The sequence below is a fragment of the Streptomyces sp. NPDC030165 genome (assembly GCF_055573595.1).
In genome coordinates this window covers 93,963-118,790 of the sequence record NZ_JBVIBD010000020.1, presented here as the reverse complement: position 1 = coordinate 118,790, position 24,828 = coordinate 93,963, and the positions used below count along the sequence as shown (strand labels likewise).

Below are 24,828 nucleotides of genomic sequence, written 5' to 3'. Positions count from 1 at the left end.
GTAGCCCGATGAACGCATGCCGTTTTGAGGAGTAAGCGATGACCCGATCTCTTGTCGAGGACGTGTGGCCGCTCTCGCCGTTGCAGGAAGGGCTGCTTTTCCACGCCGCCTTCGACGAGGAGGGCCCGGACGTCTATCAGGGCCAGCGCTCACTGGCCCTGGACGGCCCGCTGGACGCGGACCGGCTGCGCGCCTCCTGGGAGGCGCTGGTCGCCCGGCACCCGGTGCTGCGGGCGGGCTTCCGGCGGCGCAGGTCGGGCGACGCGGTACAGGTCGTCGCACGTGAGGTGAGGCTGCCGTGGCGGGTGGCCGACGTCTCGGGTCTGGGCGGGGCGGCGGCGGCCGCCGAGGCCGGGCGGCTGGCCGCGGAGGAGCGGGCCGAGCGGTTCGACCCGGCGGTGCCGCCCCTGCTGCGCCTGCTGCTGATCCGTTTCGGTGCCGAACGGCACCGGCTGGTCATCACCTCTCACCACGTCCTGGTGGACGGCTGGTCGATGCCGGTGCTGCTCAACGAGCTGACCACGGTGTACGCGGCGGGCGGCGACGCCCGCGGCCTGCCCAGGGCGGCCCGCTACCGTGACTACCTGGCCTGGCTGAACCGGCAGGACAAGGACGCCGCCCGGCAGGCGTGGCGGGCCGAACTGGCGGGCAACGACGAGCCGACCCTGGTGGCACCGGCCGACCCGGCCCGGCTGCCGGTGGTACCCGAGAGCCTGACCGGCGACATACCCGAGGACCTGACGCGCGGCCTGGTGGGGCTGGCCCGCGCCCACGGGCTGACGGTGAACACCGTGGTGCAGGGCGCCTGGGCGCTGCTCCTGGCGCGGCTCGCCGGGCGCGACGACGTGGTGTTCGGTGCCACGGTGGCCGGCCGCCCCGACGAACTGCCCGGTGTCGAGTCGATGGTGGGCCTGTTCATCAACACGCTGCCGGTCCGGGCCCGGATCGACGGCGGGCAGCCGCTGCACCGGCTCCTGGCCGGCATTCAGGAGCGGCAGGCCGCGCTCATGTCCCACCAGCACCTGGGCCTGGGGGAGATCCAGAAGCTGGCCGGGCCCGGAGCGGTCTTCGACACGCTGGTGGTGTTCGAGAACTACCCGGCGGCGCCCGCCGGGGCCACCGGGCCCGACGCCTTCACCCTGCGCTTCCTCGAAGGGCGGGAGACCTCCCACTACCCCTTCACGCTCGTCGTCGTGCCCGGTGAACGGATGCTGTGCAAGCTCGACTTCCGCCCGGACCTGTTCGACCGCCGTAGCGCCGAGGCCGTGTTCGCCCGCCTCGTGCGGGTGCTGGAGCAGATGGTGGCAAACCCGTCGGCACCGGTGGGCCGCATCGGCGTCCTGCACGCGGACGAACGGGACCTGGTCGTCGAGGGCTGGAACGCGACGGCGGCGGAGGCGGCGGGGCCGTCGGTGCCGGAGCTGTTCGCGCGGCGCGTGGCATCGGCGCCGGACGCCGTGGCCGTCCGGGACGAGCGGCGGACGCTGACGTACGGCGGGCTGGATGCCGAATCGGACCGGCTGGCCGCGTACCTGGACGGTTCGGGTGTGGCGCGCGGGGACCGCGTCGCGGTGGTGATGGAACGGTCCGCCGACCTGGTGGTGGCGCTGCTGGCGGTATGGAAGGCCGGTGCGGCGTACGTGCCGGTGGACGCCGGGTACCCGGCGGAACGGATCGCCTTCATGCTGGCCGATGCGCGGCCGGCGGCCGTGCTGTGCACGGAGGCGACGCGCTCGGCGGTCCCGGTGGACGCGGACGCCCGGCTCGTGGTGCTCGACGCGCCGGACACCGCGGGCCACGACGGCCCGGCGCCCCAAGTGCCGCTCACCGCACAGGACATGGCGTACGTAATGTACACCTCCGGTTCCACCGGCGTGCCGAAGGGCGTGTCCGTGCCGCACGGGAGCGTGGCGGCGCTGACGGGCGGCCGCGGCTGGTCCCTCGGCCCGGACGACGCGGTGCTGACGCACGCGCCGCACGCCTTCGATGTGTCGCTGTTCGAGATCTGGGCGCCGCTGGTGGCCGGCGGCCGCGTCGAGGTGGCGCGGCCGGGCGCGGTGGACGCGCAGCGGATCCGCGAGGCCGTGGCGGGCGGGGTGACGGCCGTGCACGTCACGGCGGGGCTGTTCCGGGTGGTCGCGGAGGACGCCCCGGAGTGCTTCGCGGGGCTGCGCGAGGTGCTGACCGGCGGTGACGTGGTGCCGGCGGCATCGGTGGCGCGGGTGCGCGCGGCGTGCCCCGAGGTGTCCGTACGGCATCTGTACGGGCCCACCGAGGTCACGCTGTGCGCCACCTGGCACGTGCTGCGGCCCGGCGACGACGCGGGCGGGGAACTGCCGGTCGGCCGCCCGCTGGACAACCGGCAGGTGTACGTCCTGGACGCGTTCCTGCAGCCCGTACCGCCCGACGTGGTCGGCGAGCTGTACGTCGCCGGGACCGGCCTGGCACAGGGCTACTGGCAGCGGGCGGGGCTCAGCGCCGAACGCTTCGTGGCGTGCCCGTTCGCCTCCGGTGGACGGATGTACCGGACCGGTGACCTGGTGCGCTGGACGCCCGAGGGTGAGCTGGTCTTCGTCGGGCGGGCGGACGCGCAGGTCAAGGTGCGCGGATTCCGGGTCGAACCGGGCGAGGTGGAGGCGGCGCTGGCCGCGCACCCGGCCGTCGGCCAGGCCGTGGTCGTGGCCCGCGCGGACGGCCCCGGCGAACGGCGCCTGGTGGGCTACGTGGTGCCCGACGGGCAGGAGGCGGACGCGGGCCAGATCCGCGAGCACCTCGCCAAGGTGCTGCCGGACTACATGGTCCCGGCGGCCGTGCTGGTGCTGCCGTCCCTGCCGGTGACGGTCAACGGCAAGGTGGACCGGGTGGCGCTGCCCGCCCCCGACTTCGCGGGACGGGTGTCCGGCCGGGAGCCGCGGACGCCCGCCGAGGAGGTCCTGTGCGGCCTGTTCGCCGAGGTGCTCGGCCTGGACCGGGTGGGCGTCGACGACAGCTTCTTCGCGCTGGGCGGCGACTCGATCGGCTCGATGCAGCTGGTGTCGCGGGCCCGCCGCGCCGGACTCGTCCTGATCCCACGGCAGGTCTTCGACCTCAAGACGGCCGGGCGGCTGGCGGCGGTGGCGACGCGCACCGGTGCCGCGGCCCGCGCGGCGTCCGACCCGGGCGACGGCGAGATCCCCTGGACGCCCGTGATGCGGGCCCTGGGGGAGCGCGCCGCCCGTCCCGGCTTCGCCCAGTGGATGATCATGGGGGCGCCGGCCGGACTGGGCACGGACGCGCTGACCGCGGGGCTGGCCGCCGTACTGGAAACTCACGCCGTGCTGCGCGCCCGCGCCGACACCGGCGAGCGGCCCACCCTGCACGTGCCCGGCCGCGGCGCGATGGACGCCGCCGCGCTGGTCACCCGTACCGACGCCACCGACGCGCCGGCCAGCGCCCTGGACGGCATCGCCGAGGACGCGGCCCGTGAGGCCGCCGCCCGGCTGGACCCGGCCGCGGGCGTGATGGTCCAGGCGGTGTGGGTGGACGCCGGTCCGCACCGGACCGGGCGACTGGCCCTGGTCGCCCACCACCTGGTCGTGGACGGCGTGTCCTGGCGCATCCTCGCGCCCGACCTGCGGGCCGCCTGCGATGCCGTGACCGCGGGGGAAGCGCCCGAACTCGACCCCGTCGGCACCTCCTTCCGCCGCTGGGCCGAACTCCTCGCCGCCCAGGCGTCCGACGCGGCCCGCACGGCCGAACTCGCCGACTGGGCCACCCTGCTCGACACCACGGCCCCGCAGCTCGGCACCCGCACGCCCGACCCGGACACGGACACCGCGGCCACCCTGTGCCGCCGCTCCTGGACGGTGACCGGCGAAGCGGCCGCCGCCCTGCTCAACCGCGCCCCGGCGGCGTTCCACTGCGGAGCGCACGACGTGCTGCTGGCCTCGCTGGCGGGCGCCGTCGCGCACTGGCGGCCCGGCACCGGCACCGGCCTCCTGGTGGACGTCGAAGGGCACGGCCGGGAACCGCTCGACGGCACCGACCTGTCCCGCACGGTGGGCTGGTTCACCAGCGTCCACCCGGTCCGCCTGGACCTCTCCGGCATCGACCTGCCGCAGGTCCTCACCGGCGGACCCGCGGCCGGCGCGCTGCTCAAGACCGTCAAGGAACAGGCACGCGCCGTACCCGGCGACGGGCTCGGGTACGAACTCCTGCGCCACCTCAACCCGGAGACGGGCCCCGCGCTGGCCGCCCTCCCGGCCCCGCAGCTCGGCTTCAACTACCTCGGCCGGTTCACCGCCGGCGCGGACGGCGGCTCCGTCGGCCCGTGGCAGACGGCCGGTGCCACCGCGATCGGCGGTACGGCCGCGCCGGACCTGCCCGTCCAGCACGCCCTGGAGGCGAGCGCCGTCGTCCGCGACACCCCCGACGGCCCGGCCCTGGACCTCGCGCTGAGCTGGCCCGCCGCCCTCCTCGACGAGACCGCGGTGGCCGGGCTCGGCCAGGCCTGGCTGGACCTCCTCGGCGGCCTGGCCGCCCACACCGAAGGACCCGGCGCGGGCGGGCACACCCCCGGCGACTTCCCGCTCCTGGACCTCACCCAGGAGAGCGTGGAAGCGCTGGAGACCGCCGTGCCGGCCCTGGCGGACATCTGGCCGCTGTCGCCCCTCCAGGAAGGGCTGCTGTTCCACGCCGCCTTCGACGAGGAAGGCCCGGACGTCTACGAGACCCAGCGGCTGCTGGAACTGACCGGCCCCCTGGACGCCGCCCGCCTGCGCGCGTCCTGGCAGACGCTGCTGGCCCGGCACGACGCGCTGCGGGCCAGCTTCCACCAGCGGGAGTCCGGCGACACCGTGCAGGTCGTCGCCGGGGCCGTGGAACTGCCCTGGGGCGAGGCGGACCTGTCGGCACTGCCGGAACCCGAGCGGCAGGCCGCGCTGGAACGCCTCGCCGCCGACGAGCGGGCCCGGCGCTTCGACCTCGCGACGGCCCCGCTGCTGCGGCTGCTGCTCGTACGCCTGGCAGCGGACCGGCACTTCCTGGTGGTGACCAGCCACCACATCCTCCTGGACGGCTGGTCGATGCCGATCGTCCTGGACGAACTCGGCGCGGCCTACGCCGCCGGCGGCGACGGCACGGACCTGAAGCGCACCACCTCGTACCGCGACTACCTGGCGTGGCTGGACGAACAGGACAAGGACGCCGCGCGGGCCGCCTGGCAGACGGAACTCGCCGGCGCCGAGGAGTCCACGCTGGTGGCCCGCTCCGACCAGGGCCGGGCCCCGGCGGAGCCGGAGACCGGCGCCGCCGAACTCTCCGAGGACGGCACCCGGGCCCTGACCGACCTGGCCCGGCAGCACGGCCTGACCGTCAACACCGTGGTGCAGGGCGCCTGGGCGATGGTGCTGGCACGCCTGGCCGGGCGGACCGACGTGGTGTTCGGCGGCACGGTCTCCGGCCGGCCGCCGGAGCTGCCCGACGTCGAGTCGATGGTCGGCCTGTTCATCAACACCCAGCCGGTACGGGTACGCCTCGACGGCGCCGAGCCGGTCCTGCGGATGCTCACCGGCCTCCAGGAGCGCCAGTCCGCGCTCCTGGCCCACCAGCACCTCGGCCTGCCGGAGGTGCAGGGCCTGGCCGGCCCCGGCGCGGTCTTCGACACCATGCTGATGTTCGAGAACTACCCGCGCACCACCGCCACCCTGTCCGGCTCCATGCGGGCGGGCGGCGAGGTGACGATCTCCCAGGCGAACCTGGTGGCGGGCACCCACTACCCGCTGGCCGTGGGCGTCGTCCCCGGCGACCGGCTCCGCGTCTACGTGACGTACCGCCCGGACCTGTTCGACCGGCGCGAGGCCCGGCAGCTGGGGGAGCGCGTCGTGCGCGTACTGGAACAGGTCGTGGCCGACCCGTGGGCACCCGTCGGCCGGATCGGCGTACTGGCCGCACCGGAACACCACCGTGCCGTGACGGAATGGAACCCGGCGGCAGCCGGGCAGCCGTCCGCCGCCTCGGTGCCGGAACTCTTCGCCGCACAGGTGGCCCGGGCCCGCACGGCGGTCGCCGTGACGGACGGGCGGCGAACCGTCCAATATGGCGAGTTGGACACCGAGTCGGGCCGCCTCGCCGCGCACCTGAGTGATCTGGGCGTGGGGCGTGGTGACCGGGTCGCGGTGGTGATGGAGCGGTCCGCCGATCTGGTCACGTCGCTGCTGGCGGTGTGGAAGGCGGGAGCCGCGTACGTGCCGGTGGACGCCGGGTACCCGGCGGAGCGGGTGGCGTTCCTGCTGGCCGATGCGGGGCCGTCGGCCGTGCTGTGCACCAGGGCGACGCGGGCGGCGGTTCCGGCGGACGTGGCCGGGCAGGTGGTGGTACTGGACGCGCCGGATGTACGGGCGGCCGTGGCGAAGGCTTCGGCTCCGCAACCGCCGCTGGGCGCAGGCGACTTGGCGTACGTGATGTACACCTCCGGCTCCACCGGTGTGCCGAAGGGGGTGGGCGTGCCGCACGGCAGCGTGGCAGCTCTGGCGGGGGAGCGCGGCTGGTCGCTCGGCCCGGACGACGCGGTGCTGACGCACGCCCCGCACGTCTTCGACGCCTCCCTGTACGAGATCTGGGCGCCGCTGGCCACGGGCGGCCGCGTGGTGGTCGCCGGGCCCGGCACGGTCGATGCCCGGCGCGTACGCGAGGCGGTGGCGGCGGGTGTGACGTCCGTGCACCTCACGGCGGGCCTGTTCCGGGTGGTCGCCGAGGAGGACCCGGAGTGCTTCGCGGGGCTGCGTGAGGTGCTGACCGGCGGCGATGTGGTCCCGGCCGGGTCCGTCGCCCGTGTACGCGAGGCGTGCCCCGAGGTGTCCGTACGGCATCTGTACGGACCGACCGAGACCACCCTGTGCGCCACCTGGCGGCAGTTCCGGCCGGGTGAGCCCGTGACGGACGACGTGCTGCCGATCGGGCGCCCGCTGGACGGCCGCCGGGCGTATGTGCTCGACGCGTTCCTGCGGCCCGTACCGCCCGGTGTGGACGGTGAGCTGTACCTGGCGGGCACCGGCCTGGCGCGCGGCTACCTCGACCGTGCCGGTGCGACGGCCGAGCGGTTCGTCGCCTGCCCGTTCCCGCCCGGCATGGGGGTCCCCCCGGCCGAAGGCCGGGGGAGGATGTACCGTACGGGCGACCTGGCGCGCTGGACGCACGACGGCGAACTGGTCTTCGCCGGGCGGGCGGACACCCAGGTCAAGGTGCGCGGCTACCGGGTGGAGCCGGGCGAGGTGGAAGCGGCGCTGGCCGGGCACCCGGCGGTCGCCCAGGCCGTGGTGGCGGCCCGCGAGGACCGGCCCGGCGAGCGGCGGCTGATCGGGTACGTCGTGCCGGACGGGACGCCCGTGGACGCCGAGGCGGTCCGCGGGCACGTGGCCGGGCTGCTGCCCGAATACCTCGTCCCGGCAGCCGTGGTGGTCCTGGACGCGCTCCCGGTGACCGCGAACGGCAAGGTCGACCGGGCCGCGCTGCCCGCGCCCGACTTCGCCGCACGCGCCTCGGAGCGGTCCCCGCGCACCGGGACCGAGGAGACCCTGTGCGCGCTGTTCGCCGAGGTGCTGGGCCTGGACCGGGTCGGCGTGGCGGACAGCTTCTTCGCACTGGGCGGCGACTCGATCATGTCGCTGCAACTGGTGGCGCGGGCCCGGCGCGCCGGGGTGATCGTCACGCCGTGGCAGGTCTTCGAGGAGAAGACCCCGGAGCGGCTGGCCGAGGTGGCCGAGACGGCCGGGGACGACGCCGGATCCGGGCGCGGGGCAGCGGACGCCGGGGCAACGGACGACGGGGCGGGCGAGGTCGCCTGGACCCCGGTCGTACGGGCCCTCGGCATCCCGGCCGCCACGCGCGGCGAGTTCGCACAGTGGGCGGTCGTGGGAGCCCCCGCCGGGCTCGGCGAGGACGTACTGGCCGCCGGGCTGGCCGCCGTACTGGACACGCACGACATGCTGCGGGCCCGTGTGACCGACGGCCCCGAGCCGACGCTGCGCGTCTCCCCGCGCGGCACGGTGGACGCCACCGCGCTGGTCAGCCGCATCGACGCCGCGCACGTACCGGACGACGACCTGGACGGGCTGGCGGACGGGGCCGCGCGGGAGGCGGTACGGCGCCTGGCGCCCGCCGACGGTGTACTGGTGCGGGCGGTGTGGCTGGACGCCGGTCCCGCGCGGACCGGCCGGCTGGTCCTCGCCGTCCACCACCTGGTCGTGGACGGCGTCTCCTGGCGCGTCCTCATGCCGGACCTGCAAGCCGCCTGCGAAGCCGTGGCGGCGGACCGGGAACCGGACCTCGACCCGGTCGGTACGGCCTTCAAACAGTGGTCGGCCCTGCTGACAGAACAGGCGGCGGACCCCGCGCGCACCGCCGAACTGGAGCACTGGACCACCCTGCTGGACGGTCCCGACCCGCTGGTGGGCGACCGCGCCCTGGACCCGGAGCAGGACACCGCGGCGACCGTCCGCCGCCTCACCTGGACCGTCCCCGGTACCGCGGCCGCCGTCCTCGCGGCCAGGACACCGGCTGCCTTCCACTGCGGCGTCCACGACGTGCTGCTGGCCGCGCTGGCCGCCGCCGTGACCCGGCGGCAGGAGCGGCGCGGCCAGGACACCGGTGCCGGAGTCCTCGTGGACATCGAAGGACACGGACGCGAGCCGGTCGCGGGCGCCGATCTCTCCCGTACGGTCGGCTGGTTCACCAGCACACACCCGCTGCGGCTGCGCCTGGCCGGCCTCGACCTGGCCCAGGCCGTGGCGGGCGGGCCCGCGGCCGGCGCGCTGCTGAAGTCCGTCAAGGAACAGGCACGTGCGGTGCCCGGCGACGGTCTCGGATACGAGCTGCTGCGCCACCTCAACCCGGAGACGGGCCCGGAGCTGGCCGCGCTCGCGGCCCCGCAGATCGCGTTCAACTACCTCGGCCGGTTCACCGCCGGAGCCGCACCCGAGACGGTGGAGCCCTGGCAAATGGCCGGCGAGACGGCGCTCGGCGGTTCCGTGGACGGGGACATGCCCGCCCGGCACGCCCTCGAAGCGGGCGCGGTGGTCCAGGACGGCCCCGACGGGCCCGCACTGACCCTGACCCTCAGCTGGCCCGGCGGACTCCTGGACGAGGACGCGGCGCAGCGGCTCGGGCAGGACTGGCTCGCGGCCCTCACCGGTCTGGCCACACACACAGAAGGTCCCGGCGCGGGCGGGCACACCCCCTCCGACTTCACCCTCCTGGAACTGACCCAGGACGCCGTCGAGGAACTGGAGGCCGCCGTACCGTCCCTGGCCGACATCTGGCCGCTGTCGCCCCTCCAGGCAGGGCTGCTGTTCCACGCCGCCTTCGACGAGGAGGGCCCCGACATCTACGAGGGCCAGCGGATGATGGAGCTGGCCGGCCCGCTCGACGTCGCCCGGCTGCGGGCCACCTGGGAGACGCTGCTGCTCCGGCACCCGTCCCTGCGGGCCAGCTTCCACCCGCGCGCGTCGGGCGAGACCGTGCAGGTCATCGCCCGTGACGTGCCACTGCCGTGGCGCGAGGCGGACCTGTCCGGGCTGCCCGCCGACGACGTACCGGCCGCCCTTCGGACGCTGGCCGACAGCGACCGTGAGCACCGGCTCGATCTGACGGTGGCGCCGCTGCTGCGGCTGCTGCTGGTCCGGCTCGCCGAGCGGCGGCACATGCTCGTGCTGACCAGCCACCACATCGTCAAGGACGGCTGGTCGCTGCCGGTGCTCATCAACGAGATGGCGGCCGTGTACGCGGCGGGCGGCCACGACCGCACGCTGCCGCCGGCCACCTCCTACCGCGAGTACCTGACCTGGTTGGACCGCCAGGACAAGGAGGCCGCCCGGGCCGCGTGGCGGGCCGAACTGGCCGGGGTGGACGAACCGACCAGCGTGGTCCCGGCCGAACTGGTCCGGGCGCCCGCCGTGCCGGAACGCATCCGCTTCGAGCTGTCCGACGACCTCACCCGGGGGCTGACCGAGCTGACCCGCGGCCTCGGCCTGACGGCCAACACCGTGCTGCAAGGCATGTGGGCCCTCCTGCTGGCCCGGCTCACCGGCCGCGACGACGTGGTCTTCGGGACCACCGTCGCCGGCCGCCCGCCCGAGCTGCCGGGCGTCGAGTCGATGATCGGCCTGTTCATCAACACGCTGCCGGTACGGGTCCACCTGGACGGCGCGCAGCCGGCCGCCGAGCTGCTCACCGACCTCCAGCGGCGCCGCACCGCGCTCATGGCCCACCAGCACGTCGGCCTGCCGGAGATCCAGCACCTCGCCGGGCCCGCCGCGACCTTCGACACGCTCGTGGTCTACGAGAACTACCCGCAGCCGCCCGAGTCGCCCGCCGACCCGGACTCCCTCGCCGTACGCCCGGCCGGTATCCCCGAGGACCGCGGCCACTACCCCCTCACCTGGATCGTGGCGCCCGGCGAGCGCACACAGGGCGACTTCATCTACCGCCCGGACGTCTTCCCGCGCGCCCGCGCCGAGCGGATGCAGGCCGCGCTGGTCCGGGCCCTGGAACAGGTGGTCGCGGACCCGATGACGCCCGTGGGCCGCGTCCGGCTGCTCGGCGAGGACGAACGCGAACTGGTCGAGACGCGGTGGAACCGGACGGCGGTGCCCGCCCCGGCCGCCACGCTGCCGGAGCTGTTCACCCGTCAGGCCGCGCAGACCCGCGACGCGACGGCGCTGGTCACGGACGACCGCACGCTGACCTACGGCGAACTGGCCCAGGAGGCCGGCAGTCTGGCCCGCTGCCTGACCGGGCTCGGCGTCGGGCCGGAGCAGCGGGTCGCGGTGGCCGTGCAGCGGTCGGCGGCCATGGTGACCGCCGTGCTGGCCGTGTCGATGGCGGGCGGCGCCTTCGTACCGGTGGACCCGGCACACCCCGCGGAGCGCGTGGCGTACGTCCTCGCCGACGCCGGACCGCCGGTGGTGCTGTGCACCACGCAGACCCGCCACGCCGTACCGGACGGGTACGCCGGACACGTCGTCGTCCTGGACGACACGGCGGTGGCGGCCCGCATCGCCGCGCTGCCGGGCGGCCCCCTGACCGACGCCGAACGGACCGCGCCGCTGCGCCCGGCCCACGCCGCGTACGTCACCTACACCTCCGGCTCCACCGGACGGCCCAAGGGCGTCGTCGTCCCGCACACGGGCGTGGGGAACCTGGCGCGCGCCCAGATCGAACGGTTCGCCGTGACACCGGACTCCCGGGTCCTGCAGATGGCGTCGCTGAGCTTCGACGCCGCGGTCTCCGAACTGTGCATGGCCCTGCTGTCCGGCGCGGCCTCGGTCGTCCCCGGCCCGGAGGGGCTGCCGCCCCACGTGGCGCTGGGCGCCGCGCTGCGCCGCTGGGACATCACCCACGCCACCGTCCCGCCGAGCGTGCTGGCGGTGGCCGAGGAACTGCCCGCGTCGCTGGAGACCCTGACCGTGGCGGGCGAGGCCTGCCCGCCGGCGCTGCCCGCCCGCTGGGCCGGCTCCCGGCGGATGATCAACGCGTACGGGCCGACCGAGACGACGGTGTGCGCGGCGATGAGCGCACCCCTGACACCGGACGCCGGGGTGGTGCCGATCGGCCGGCCGGTCGCCAACTCCGGTACGTACGTGCTCGACGCCTTCCTCCAGCCGGTCCCGCCGGACGTCGCCGGCGAGCTGTACGTCACCGGCGTCAACCTCGCCCGCGGCTACCTCGACCGCCCCGGGCCGACCGGGGAACGCTTCGTGGCCTGCCCCTTCGTGCCCGGCGAGCGGATGTACCGCACCGGCGACGTGGCGCGCTGGACGCCGGACGGCGAGCTGGTCTTCGTCGGCCGCGCCGACGCCCAGGTCAAGGTCCGCGGGTACCGCGTCGAGCCGGGCGAGGTGGAGGCCGCGCTGGCCACCCACCCGGCCGTCGCCCAGGCCGTCGTGGTGGCCCGCGAGGACCGCCCGGGCGAACGCCGCCTGGTCGGCTACGTGGTCGCGGACACGGCCACCGGGGACCGCGACGAGCGGCTCGAACAGGAACAGGTCGGCGAATGGCAGGACCTGTACGACACGCTGCACGCCAACCCCGGGTCCGACGTCCTCGGCGAGAACTTCGCCGGGTGGAACAGCAGCTACGACGGGCAGCCCATCCCACTGGAGCAGATGCGCGAATGGCGGGCGCAGACCGTCGCCCGCATCCGCGCCCTGCGCCCGCGCCGGGTGCTGGAGATCGGTGTGGGCACCGGCCTGCTCCTGTCCCGGCTCGCCCCCGACTGCGAGACGTACTGGGGCACCGACTTCTCCGCCTCGGCGATCGAGGAACTGCGGCGGCACGTGAGCGCCGACAAGGAGCTGGCGGAGCGGGTCGAGCTGCGCACCCAGGCGGCACACGAGGCCGACGGACTGCCCGCCGGGTACTTCGACACGATCGTGCTCAACTCGGTCGCGCAGTACTTCCCGAACGCCGGGTACCTCCAAGAAGTCGTGGAACTGGCCGTACGGCTGCTGGCACCGGGCGGCGCGCTGTTCGTCGGCGACGTACGCAACGTCCGCCTCCTGCGGGCCCTGGCCACCGCCGTGCACGTGGGCCGCGCGGCTCATGACGGCGACATGCCCGCACTGCGGCGGGCCGTGGAGCGCAGCGTCGTACTGGAGAAGGAACTCCTGGTCGACCCGGAGTTCTTCACCGCGCTGCGGGACCGGCTGCCGGACACCGCCGGCGTGGACATCCGCCTCAAGCGCGGGCACCACCACAACGAGCTGACCCGGTACCGCTACGACGTGACGCTGCACAAGCGGGGAGCCGCCGTGCTCTCCCTCGGCGGCGCGCCCGAGCGGGACTGGGCGGCACACGACGGCGGCCTCGCCGCGCTGCGGCGCCACCTGGACGGCGAACGCCCGGACCGGCTGCGCGTCACCGGCGTGCCCAACACCCGGGTCGCGTACGAGGCGGCGCTCGCCCGTACCGTCCAGGACGGCGGGGACCCGGCGCGGCTGACGTCCGGCGGCGGTACGGGAGACCACCGCCCGCCGGGCGGCGACGCCCCCGACGTCGAGGCGTTCCACGAGCTGGGGGAGAGCCTGGGCTACTGGGTCGGCGCCACCTGGTCCACCGGCACGCCGGAGACGCTGGACCTCACGTTCGTCCGCGCCGAACTGGCCGACGGCAGCGCGCCGGTGGACACGTACGTACCCGCCGGGGGCACCGCCGGCCCGGAGGCCCCGCTGAGGGTGTGGACCAACGCGCCGGCCGCGGGCCGCGACACCGGGGCGCTGCTGGCCGCCCTGCGCGCCCACGTCGCCGAGCGGCTGCCCGAGTACATGGTCCCCGCGGCCCTGGTGCCGCTGGACCGGCTGCCGCTCACCCCGAACGGCAAGACCGACCGCGCGGCGCTGCCCGCGCCGGACTTCGCCGGGCAGGTCTCCGGACGCGCACCGCGCACCCCGGTGGAGGAGACGCTGTGCACCCTGTTCGCCGAGGTGCTCGGCCTCGAACGGGTGGGCATCGACGACAACTTCTTCCACGTCGGCGGCGACTCCGTCATGTCGATGCAGCTGGCCTCCCGGGCCCGCCGCGCCGGACTGGCCCTGACGCCCCGTCAGGTCTTCGAGCAGCCGACACCCGAACGCCTCGCCGAGGCCGTGGAATCGGCGCAGGCGGCCGAGCGCGCACGGGCGGCCGGGAACGTGGGCACGGGCGCGATCGCGCCGACCCCCGCCGTGCGGGCGCTCGGCGGGCACGCCTTCGACCGGGGCCTCGCCGAATGGTTCGTCGTCACCGCGCCGGCCGGACTCCGGACGCACACGCTGACCGCCGGACTCGCCGCCGTCCTGGACACGCACGACATGCTGCGGGCCCGAGTGGAGCCGGGCGAGGACGGGCACCCGGCGCTGGTGGCCGGTGAACGCGGCACGGTGGACGCCGCATCCGCCGTCATCCGCATCGACGGCACCCGCATCCCCGACGGCGACCTGGACACCGTCGCGGACCGGGCGGGCCGCGAGGCCGCGGAACAGCTGGACCCTGCCGCGGGGCCCGCCCTCCGTGCCGTGTGGCTCGACGCCGGGACCGGGCGCACCGGCCGGCTGGCCCTCGCGGCCCACCACCTCGTCGTGGACGAGCCGTCCTGGCGCATCCTGGTCGCCGACCTCGCGGCAGCCTGCGCCGCCGTGGCGGCCGGTGCCGTACCGGAACTCGCCCCCGTCGGCACGTCCTACCGCCGGTGGGCGGCGGATCTGGACGGGCAGCCGGCCGAAGCGGAAAGGGCCGGACGGCTCCCGGAGCCGCACGCCGCCGCACACCGGCGCTCGTGGACCGTACCGCGCGACACCACGGCCACCCTGCTGCACCGGACCCTGCCCCTCTACCACTGCGACATCCACGAGGTGCTGCTCGCGGCCCTGGCGGGCGCGGTCGCCCGCGAAGAGGCCGGCGAAAGCGTCCTGGTGGCCGTCGAGACGGACGGCCGGCAGCCAGGAGCCGACGCGGACGGCGGTGAACTGGCCCGCACGGTCGGCAGGTTCACCCGCACCCGCCCCCTACGGCTGGACCTGTCCGGCGCCGATTTGGACGGGGCTTGGGCAGGGGGACCGGCGGCCGGTACGTTGTTGAAGGCCGTCAAGGAACACCTGCGTGCCGACCCCGGGGCCGGCACGGTCCCGGACGCCCTGCCGGAACCCCGCCTCTCCTTCACCCACCGGGACCGGACCCGCACCGGACCCGCGGACACGCCCTGGCAGCCGGCCGGCCCCGCCGCGGCCGGCGGCACGGCCCGGCCGGACCTGCGAGCCCCGTACGACCTGGAGGCGAACGCCGTCCTCCGGGGCACCCCGGACGAGCCGGAACTGATCCTCACGCTCGGCCGGGCCGCCCACACCGCAAACGCGTCGGCCGAGCGCGTCGGCCGGGCCTGGCTGGACCTGCTGGCCGGCCTGGCCGCGCACACCACCGACCCGGCGGCGGGCGGCCACACCCCCTCCGACTTCGGCCTCCTCGATCTCGCCCAGGGGCAGATCGACGAGCTGGAAGCCGGATTCACCGATGACAAGCGCTAGCGACCGAGCACGACGAGGCGTTGTGAGGAGAAAGCGATGACCCGATCCATGGTCGAGGACGTGTGGCCGCTGTCACCACTGCAGGAGGGGCTGCTCTTCCACGCCACCTTTGACGAGGAGGGGCCGGACGTCTACACGGTGCAGTCCGCACACGCCATCGACGGACCCTTGGAACCGGGCCGGCTGCGCGCGGCATGGGAGACCCTGGTCGCCCGGCACGCGGCACTGCGCGCCTGCTTCCGCCGGGTCAGCGGGGCCCGCATGGTGCAGGTCATCGCCCGCGAGGTGGAACTTCCCTGGCAGGAGGCCGACCTGTCCGGCCGCGCGCCGGACGACGCAGAGGCGGAGGCCGGACGGCTGGCCGACGCCGAGCGCGCCCGCCGCTTCGACCTGGCCACCGCGCCCCTGCTGCGCGTCCTGCTGATCCGCCTCGGCGCCGACCGGCACCGGATGGTCGTCACCAGCCACCACATCCTCATGGACGGCTGGTCGATGCCGATCGTCCTCAGGGAGCTGTCCGCGGCGTACGCGGCGGGCGGCGACGGCGCCGCCCTCCCGCCGACCGCCTCGTACCGCGACTACCTGGCCTGGCTGAACCGGCAGGACAAGGACGCCGCCCGCCAGGCGTGGCGCGCCGAGCTGGCCGGTGCCGACGAGCCGACGCTGGTGGTCCCGGCGGACCGGACCCGGGCCAGTGTGGTGCCCGAGGATGTCCTGATCGACATCCCCGAAGGCACCTCCCGCGGCCTGGCCGACCTGGCCCGCCGCCACGGGCTGACCCTCAACACCCTCTTCCAGGGCGCCTGGGCGCTGGTCCTCGCCCGCCTGGCCGGGCGCACCGACGTGGTCTTCGGCGCCACCGTCGCGGGCCGCCCGCACGACCTGCCGCACGTCGAGTCCATGGTCGGCCTGTTCATCAACACCCTTCCGGTACGGGTACGGCTCGACGGCGGACAGCCCGCGATCGACATGCTCAGCGCGCTCCAGGAGCGCCAGTCGGTGCTCCTCCCGCACCAGCACCTGGGCCTGTCCGAGGTGCAGCAGCTCGCCGGGCCCGGCGCGTCCTTCGACACCCTCGTGGTCTACGAGAGCTTCCCGCGCCCGCCCGCCGGACCGGACGACCCGCAGGCCCTGACCCTGGAGCCGGCCGGGCTGTCCCGCAACGCGGCGCACTACCCGATCACCCTCGGCGTGTTCCCCGGCGACCGCATCAGCCTGCGGCTGTCCTCCCGCCCCGACCTGTTCGGCGCGGAGGCCACCCGGCTGATCGGACAGCGGGTGGTCCGGGTGCTCGCCCAGCTGGCCGCCGATCCCACGATGCCGGTGGGCCGCATCGGCGTCCTGGAGGACCAGGAGCGCGACCTGGTGGTGGCGGGCTGGAACGCCACCGCCGCCAAGACCCCCGGCACCTCGGTGCCGGAACTGATCGCCGCGCAGGCCGCGCAGGTCCCCGGCGCGATCGCGGTGACCGACTCGCGGCGCTCCCTGTCGTACGCCGAACTGGTCCGCGAGTCGGACCGGCTCGCGGCCTGCCTCGCGGAGCGCGGCGTGGCGCGCGGCGACCGGGTCGCGGTGCTGCTGGAACGCTCCGCCGACCTGCTCGTGACCCTGCTCGCGGTGTGGAAGAGCGGCGCCGCGTACGTCCCGGTGGACCCCGCGCAGCCGGCCGAGCGGGTCGCGTTCCTGCTGGCCGACTCCGGCCCGTCGGCGGTCGTGTGCACGCGGGCCACCCGCGACGCGGTGCCGGTCGACGCCGCCGCCGAACTGGTCGAGCTGGACGACAGTCGGGTGCAGGCCGTCGTCGCGGCGGCCCCGGCCGGCGCCCCGGTGCCCGTACGCGTGGGAGCGGAGGACCTCGCGTACGTCATGTACACCTCGGGCTCGACCGGTGTCCCCAAGGGCGTTGCCGTACCGCACGGCAGCGTGGCCGGCCTGGTCGGCGACCTGGGCTGGTCGACGGGCCCGCGCGACGCGGTCCTCATGCACGCGCCGCACGCCTTCGACGCCTCCCTCTTCGAGATCTGGGTACCGCTGGCCTCCGGCGGCCGGGTGCAGGTCGCCGCGCCGGGCGCGGTGGACTCCCAGGACATCCGGGCCGCGGTGGGCGCCGGGGTGAGCGCGGTGCACCTGACGGCCGGCACCTTCCGCGTCGTGGCGGAGGAGTCGCCGGAGTGCCTGCGCGGCCTGCGCGAGGTGCTGACCGGCGGCGACGTGGTGCCCGCAGCGGCCGTCGCCCGGGTGCGCGCGGCATGCCCCGAGGTGACCGTCCGCCACCTGTACGGACCGACCGAGACCACGCTGTGCGCGACCTGGCACCTGACCCGGCCGCGCGAGGAACCCGCCGCGGTGCTGCCGATCGGCCGCCCCCTGGGCAACCGTCAGGTCTACGTGCTGGACGCCTTCCTCCAGCCGGTGCCCGTGGGCACGCCGGGCGAACTGTACGTGGCCGGCGCCGGGCTGGCCCGCGGCTACCTCGGCCGCGCTGCACTGACCGCGGAACGCTTCGTGGCCTGCCCGTTCCCGCCCGGCATGGGGGTCCCCCCGGCCGAAGGCCGGGGGAGGATGTACCGCACCGGAGACCTGGTGCGCTGGACGGAGGAGGGCGAGCTGCTGTTCGCCGGCCGCGCCGACGACCAGGTCAAGATCCGCGGCTTCCGGGTGGAGCTGGGCGAGGTCGAGGCGGCCCTGGCCGCGCACCCGGCGGTCGGCCAGGCCGTGGTCGCCGCCCGCGAGGACCGGCCCGGCGAACGGCTGCTGGTCGGCTACGTCGTCCCGGACGGCCAGGAAGCCGACTCCGAGGAGATCCGCGAACACGCCGCAAAGGTCCTGCCCGGCTACATGGTCCCGGCCGCCGTGATCGTGATGGGCTCGCTGCCCGTCACCGCCAACGGCAAGGTCGACCACAAGGCCCTGCCCGCCCCCGACTTCGCCGGGCGGGCCGACCGGCGCGCACCGCAGAACGAGACCGAGGAGATCCTCTGCGGCCTCTTCGCCGACGTGCTCAAGCTCGAAGAGGTCGGCGCCGACGACGACTTCTTCGAGCTGGGCGGCGAGTCCGGCCTGGCGATGCGCCTGATCGGGCGGATCCGCGAGGAGTTCGACGCGTCCTTGAACCTGCGGCAGTTCTTCAGCGCGCCCACCGCGGCGGGCGTGGCCCGCACCCTGGCGACGAAGGCCCGCCCGGTGCTGACCCCGGCCGGCCACACCGGCGAGGCGCCCGCGACCGTCGCCCAGCTGCGCACCTGGCTGCTGACCCGGCTGCACGACAGCGGCCCGGCCCACCAGTTCTCGGCCGCGCTGCGCCTGACGGGCGCGCTGGACCGTACGGCGCTGGAAGCCGCCCTCGGCGACGTGGCGGCCCGCCACGAGATCCTGCGGACCACCTTCTCCGGCACCCGCGGCGAGCTGCGCCAGCACATCGTGCCCGCCACCGACGCCGCCGCCCGCCCGCGGCTGCCGGTGACCGCGGCGACCGAGGAGGAGCTGCCGGACCTGCTGGCCGCGCACGGCGCGTGCACCTTCGACCTGACCCGGCAGGCGCCCTGGGCGCCGCACCTGTTCACGCTGTCGGACACCGAGCACGTCCTGCTGGTCACCGTCCACCGGATCGCCGCGGACGATCAGTCCCTCGACCCGCTCTTCCGCGACCTGTCGGCGGCGTACGGCGCGCGCTGCGAGGGCCGGGCACCCGAACGGGCACCGCTGCCCCTGCAATTCGCCGACTACGCACTGTGGGAACAGGAGCTGCTCCGCGGCGCCGACGAGCCGGAGAGCCTGGTCAGCGACCAGCTCACGTACTGGCAGGACGCCCTGTCCGGGCTGGCCGGCGAACTGGACCTGCCCACCGACCGGCCGCGGCCCGCACTGCCCTCCCGGCGCGTCGCACGCGTACCGCTGCGCCTGGACGCGGCGGCGCACGCCCGGCTGATGGAGGCGGCCGGACCCCGCGAGGCCACCGGCTTCATGGTCGTCCAGGCCGCACTGGCCCTGCTGCTCACCCGGCTCGGCGCGGGCACCGACATCGTCCTCGGCACCACCCGCGCACGCCGGGACGAGGACGGCCTGGAAGGGCTGGTGGGCCCGTTCGACGGCCCGCTGCCGCTGCGTACGGACACCTCGGGCGACCCCGGCTTCCTCGAACTGCTGCGCCGGGTCCAGCAGACCCACCGCGAAGCCGTCAACCACCAGGACGTCCCCTTCGAGCGCCTGGTGGACGCCCTGCCGCTGCCGCCCTCCGTGGACCGGCACCCCGTCTTCCAGGTCGGTCTGAACCTCCATGAGGGCCGGACCGAGGTGTGGGACCCGTGGGAGCTGCCCGGGCTGCGCACCGGCCGCCTCGACGTGGACGGCGCGACCGGCGAGCTGGACCTGTCGGTCGACCTGACCGAGCGGCAGCGCGCCGACGGCGGCCCGGACGGCATGGACGGCCACCTCACGTACGCGACCGACCTGTTCGACCAGGACACCGCGCAGACGTTCGCCGACCGGCTGGTGCGCGTGCTGGAACAGCTCGCGGCCGACCCCGAACTGTGCCTGAACCAGGTGGACATCCTCCTGGGCGAGGACGAGTTCCGCCGGCTGGTGGCGGAGTTCGACGGCACGGCGGCCGGGGCCCCGGACCGTACCGTCGTCGAGCAGCTGGCCGCGCAGGCGGCCCGCACCCCCGACGCGGTGGCCGCGACGGACCGCGACGGCACGCTCACCTACGGCGCCCTGGACACCGCGAGCAGCCTGCTGGCCCGCCGGCTCACGGCGCAGAACATCGGCTCCGAGGACGTGGTGGCCGTGGCGGAACCGGTCGGCGCCGCGTTCCTGGTCGCCCTGACCGGCATCCTGAAGGCCGGCGCCGCCTGCCGCCCCGTGGACTCCCACCGGCCGGTCGACGACATCGAGACCGTCCTGTGCGAGAGCCGGCCCGCCGCCCTGGTCTGCACCCCGGCCACGGCCGGGCGGCTGTCCGCGGACGGCCCGGTGCCGACCGTCGTCCTGGACGACGCGGCGCCGGCCGTACCGGGACCGGAGTTCCGCCCGCCGCTGCCCGCACAGCCCGCGCTGGTGCTCGACGGCACCGCACCGGACGGTGCCGCGGTGGTCGTCGACCACCGGACGCTGGCCCGGCAGACGGCGTACCGCGCCGACGCCACCCCGGCGGTCCGCGGCACGGCGCTGATCGACACCCGGGCACCCGCCGCGGCCCTCGTCACCCCGCTGCTCGCGGCCCTGTGTGGCGGCGGCAGCGTCCGGCTCGGCACCCCGGAGGACGTCCGTACACCGGCCGGGCCCGGCACCACGCAGCTGCTGGTGACCACCCGGGACCTGCTGCCGACGCTCACCGAACTGCCGGACGGGCAGCGGCCCACGGAGGTCCTCGCGGTGTCGGCGGGCACGCCGGAGGCCGACGACGACCTGCCGAAGTGGCGGGCGACGCACCCGGACGTCACCGTGGTCACCGGCCACGCGGCCGCCGGGACGGCGGGCCCCTGGCTCGAACACCGCGCCGCCCCGGGCGAGCCCCTCCCGTCGGCGCTGCCCACGGGACGGCCGGTGCCGGGCACCCGCGCCTACGTCCTCGACGACCTGCTGCGGCCGGTCCCGCCCGGCGTCCCGGGCGACCTGTACGTGGCCGGAGCGGCCACCGCACGCGGCTACGCGGGCAGCCCCGCGCGAACCGGCGAACGGTTCGTCGCCGGTCCCTTCGGCCCGCCGGGCGAACGGATGCTGCACACCGGCGACCGGGCCCGGCGCACCACGGCCGGCCTGATCACCGTGGCGGACGCGAGCAGCGTACGCCCGGGAGGGACCGGCGCCGCCCGCGGCACCAGCCGCGGCGACCTGGGCGTCCTGCTGCCGCTGCGCACCCAGGGCAGCCTGCCGCCGCTCTTCTGCGTCCACCCCAGCCTGGGGCTGAGCTGGGGCTACCGCGGCCTGCTGCCGCACCTGCCCGCCGACCGGCCGGTCTACGGGCTCCAGGCCCGCGGCCTGGCCGGGCCGGAGCCGCTGCCGCTGACCATGGAGGAGATGGCCGCGGACTACGCCGACCAGATCCGCACCGTCCAGCCCACCGGCCCGTACCACCTCCTCGGCTGGTCCTTCGGCGGTACGGTCGCCTACGCGGTGGCCACCGCACTGGAGGACCAGGGCGAGAAGGTCGCCCTCCTCGCGCTGCTCGACACCTACCATGGCGGGGACACCGGCGAGTTCTTCGGCGAGACGCCCGCCGCCCGTGAGGGCGAGGACGTGACCATGCGCCGCGAACTGGGCGAACAGGGCCCGCCGGACGGTGGCGGTGACGCCGGCGGCGGTACCGCCACCGGACTGGGCCTGGACGAACAGCTCCTGGCCAACATCAGGGAAGTGACCGTCAACTCCGGCCGGCTCTCCTACGGCTACACCCCGAAGCGGTTCGGCGGTGACCTCGACGTCTTCGTCGCGACCGTCGACCGGGCCGAGAACTCCCAGGCGTGGGACGCCGTCGCCAGCTGGCGGCCCTTCGTCGCGGGGGACATCGACACCCACGACATCGCCGTCGACCACAACAACATGCTCCAGTCCGCGCCCTTGGCACAGATCGGGCGCATCGTCGCAGAAAAGCTCCAGGCCGTGCGGCCGACAGGGGAAAGGAACCCGTCATGACCAATCCGTTCGACAACGAGAACGGCACCTTCCTGGTGCTCGTCAACGACGAGGGCCAGCATTCGCTCTGGCCCGCGTTCGCGGAAATTCCCGAGGGCTGGACCTCCGTACACGGAGAAGCCGGCCGCCAGGAATGCCTCGACTACATCGACGAGCACTGGACCGACATGCGCCCGAAGAGCCTCATCGCGGAAATGAGCGCGAACGGCAACGCGTCCTAGACACCGGCGCGGTACGGCCATGGAGGGGGCGGTCTGGACGCGGGCCGCCCCCGCGGGGGAGGGTCGCGAAGTGCATACGGAAACCGTGGTCACCGTGGTCATCGGCGACGTCGCACTGATCGTCGTCGTCTCCTGGCTGCTGGGAGCGGCGGCCCGCTGGATCGGCCAGCCGGCCGTCATCGGCCAGATCGTGGCCGGCATCGCCCTGGGGCCGACCCTGCTGGGGCGGCTCCCCGGAAATCCGACGGCGCACCTGTTCCCGCAGGAGGTCCTGCCGTTCCTGACCGTGCTGTCCCAGGTCGCCATCGTGCTGTTCATGTTCGTGGCGGGCTACGAGATCGACACCCGCCAGCTGCGCCGCGGCGGCCGGGCGGCGGCGACAGTTGCCCTGTTCGGGCTGCTGGTGCCCGCCGGGCTGAGCGCCGGAACGGTACAGCTGCTGCCCGGCGTCTACGAGGCGGTCGACCCGCAGCACGCGGGCGGCCGCTCCTTCCTGCTCTTCATGGCGGTGGCCGCCTCGGTCACCGCGTTGCCGGTCCTGGTCGCCATCGTCCGCGAGCGCGGCCTGGCGGGCACGCCCGCCGGTACGGTGGCGACCACCGCCGCTGGGTTCATGGACGTGGCGGCGTGGCTGGTGCTGGCCGCCGCCCTCGTCGGCACCGGCCACGAACCGGGCCGGCCCTGGGCCCTGACGCTGCTGCTGCTCACCGTGTTCGTCGCCGGCATGTTCCTGGTGGTGCGCCCGGTGCTCGGCCGGTGGCTGCGGCGCTCCAGGGCGCTGCCGGCCAACCAGGTCACCATCGCCCTGGCCCTCGCCCTGGGCAGCGCCTGGGTCACCGCGTCGCTGGGCCTGCACCCCGTCTTCGGCGGACTGCTCGCCGGCCTGACCATGCCCCGCCGCGGCGGCGTACCCGACACCGACGTGCTGCGCCCGATGGAACAGAGCGCCGGTCTGCTGCTGCCGCTGTTCTTCGTCACCACCGGCCTGTCGTTCAACCTCGGCTCGCTGGACCGGGACGCCGGGCTCCTGCTGCTGCTGATCGTGGCCGTCGCCACCGTCGGAAAACTCGTTCCGGCCTACACGGCGGCGCGTCTGAGCCGGCTCGACTGGCACCAGTCGGCGCAGGTGTCCGCCTTGGTCAACACGCGGGGCCTCACCGAATTGATCGTGCTGAACGTGGCACTGGAATCCGGTGTCATCGGGCCCGATCTCTTCACCGTACTGGTGCTCATGGCGCTGATCACCACCTTCATGACCGGACCACTGCTGTCCCTGATCGAACGGCGCAGTACACCGCGGCCCGGTGTCAAATCGCCTTCCTTGACGGGTTCTCAGTAAAAATTAACAATCGAATAGCAGGCGGACAGGAAATCTGTGTCGAATACACAGATGCATTCCGCCCGAGAATGGGGGAGAGGGCCGTGGCGAATTCAGCGAACGCAGGGAACTCCGCTCGCTCACAGACGTTCGACGTGGTGATCGTCGGAGGCGGGCCGGCCGGCTCGACGCTGGCCGCGCTGGTGGCGCGGCAGGGGCACCGGGTGCTGGTGCTGGAGAAGGAGTTCTTCCCCCGCTACCAGATCGGCGAGTCGCTGCTGCCGTCGACGGTGCACGGGGTGTGCCGGCTGACGGGGGTCGCGGACGACCTGGCGGCGGCGGGGTTCACGCGCAAGCGGGGCGGCACCTTCCGCTGGGGCGCGACGCCCGAGCCGTGGACGTTCTCCTTCTCCGTCTCGGAGCGGATGGCGGGGCCCACCTCGTACGCGTACCAGGTGGAACGCTCGAAGTTCGACGAGATCCTGCTGCGGCACGCCGGCCGGTCCGGCGCGGTGGTGCGCGAGGGGTGCGCCGTCGCGGACGTCATCGCGGACGACGAGCGGGTACGGGGCGTGCGCTACACCGACGCCGACGGGGTGGAGCGCGAGGCGTACGGGACGTACGTGGTCGACGCCTCGGGCAACAAGAGCCGGCTGTTCCAGCGGGTCGGCGGCGAGCGGAAGTACTCGGAGTTCTTCCGCAGCCTCGCCCTGTTCGGCTACTTCGAGGGCGGCAAGCGGCTGCCCGAGCCGAACTCCGGCAACATCCTCTCGGCCGCCTTCGACAGCGGCTGGTTCTGGTACATCCCGCTCAGCCCCACCCTGACCAGCGTGGGCGCGGTGGTACGGCGCGACATGGCGGACAAGATCCAGGGTGACCGCGAGCGGGCCCTGACGGCCCTGATAGCCGAGTGCCCCCTGATATCGGAGTACCTCTCCGGCGCCCGGCGGGTCACCACCGGCCAGTACGGCCAACTGCGCGTGCGCAAGGACTACTCGTACCACCAGACCACGTTCGCCCGCCCCGGCATGCTGCTGGTGGGCGACGCGGCGTGCTTCGTGGACCCGGTGTTCTCCTCCGGCGTGCACCTGGCGACCTACAGCGGCCTGCTGGCCGCGCGCAGCATCAACAGCGCGCTGGCCGGGCTGGTCGACGAGACGGTGGCGATGCGGGAGTTCGAGGCGCGCTACCGGCGCGAGTACAGCGTCTTCTACGAGTTCCTGCTCTCGTTCTACGAGATGCACCACAGCGAGCAGTCCTACTTCTGGCAGGCCAAGAAGGTCACCCGCCACGCGCGGTCCGAGGTGGAGGCGTTCGTCGACCTGGTCGGCGGCGTCTCGTCGGGGGAGGCGGCGCTCTCCGACGCCGACGCGATGGCGGAGCGGCTGCGCGCCGACTCGGCCGAGTTCGCCGGCGCCGTGGACCAGCTGGCCCACAGCGAGGACGGCAGCATGCTGCCGCTGTTCAAGTCCGCCGTGGTCAGCCAGGCGACACGGGAGGGCTCGCAGGTGCAGATGCGGTCCCTGCTGGGCGCGGACGCGGAACCGGAGGCCCCCCTCGTCCCCGGCGGACTCGTCTCGTCCCCCGACGGCATGTTCTGGCTCCCCGCCAGCGGCGGCTGACC

At 74.9% G+C, this 24,828-nt stretch carries 5 protein-coding genes; all 5 read left to right on the top strand.

Features of this window, described 5'->3' with window-relative positions; translation table 11 throughout:
* Nucleotides 1-38 precede the first annotated feature (38 nt).
* Entirely contained in the window at nt 39-15,032 is a 14,994-nt protein-coding gene (locus ACZ4Z1_RS31550) for a non-ribosomal peptide synthetase (RefSeq protein ID WP_468490067.1), read from the top strand.
* 36 nt (nt 15,033-15,068) lie between these two features.
* Complete coding sequence (locus ACZ4Z1_RS31545) at nt 15,069-21,665, top strand: amino acid adenylation domain-containing protein (protein ID WP_468490066.1); 6,597 nt, start codon at nt 15,069-15,071, stop codon at nt 21,663-21,665.
* Nucleotides 21,662-21,886, top strand: coding sequence for an MbtH family protein (locus ACZ4Z1_RS31540; RefSeq protein WP_468490065.1), 225 nt, complete (start codon nt 21,662-21,664; stop codon nt 21,884-21,886). Before ACZ4Z1_RS31545 ends, ACZ4Z1_RS31540 begins: the two co-directional genes overlap by 4 nt.
* Nucleotides 21,887-21,956: 70 nt before the next feature.
* A complete protein-coding gene (locus tag ACZ4Z1_RS31535) occupies nt 21,957-23,225 on the top strand; it encodes a cation:proton antiporter (RefSeq protein WP_468490064.1) in 1,269 nt (422 codons plus the stop codon).
* An 83-nt stretch (nt 23,226-23,308) separates the two neighbouring features.
* Nucleotides 23,309-24,826, top strand: coding sequence for a tryptophan 7-halogenase (locus ACZ4Z1_RS31530; protein WP_468490063.1), 1,518 nt, complete (start codon nt 23,309-23,311; stop codon nt 24,824-24,826).
* The last annotated feature ends 2 nt before the right edge of the window (nt 24,827-24,828 follow it).

Coding starts and splice junctions, on each gene's coding strand:
- ACZ4Z1_RS31550 (WP_468490067.1), top strand. CDS start 39: ATGACCCGATCTCTTGTCGAGGACGTGTGGCCGCTCTCGCCGTTGCAG.
- ACZ4Z1_RS31545 (WP_468490066.1), top strand. CDS start 15,069: ATGACCCGATCCATGGTCGAGGACGTGTGGCCGCTGTCACCACTGCAG.
- ACZ4Z1_RS31540 (WP_468490065.1), top strand. CDS start 21,662: ATGACCAATCCGTTCGACAACGAGAACGGCACCTTCCTGGTGCTCGTC.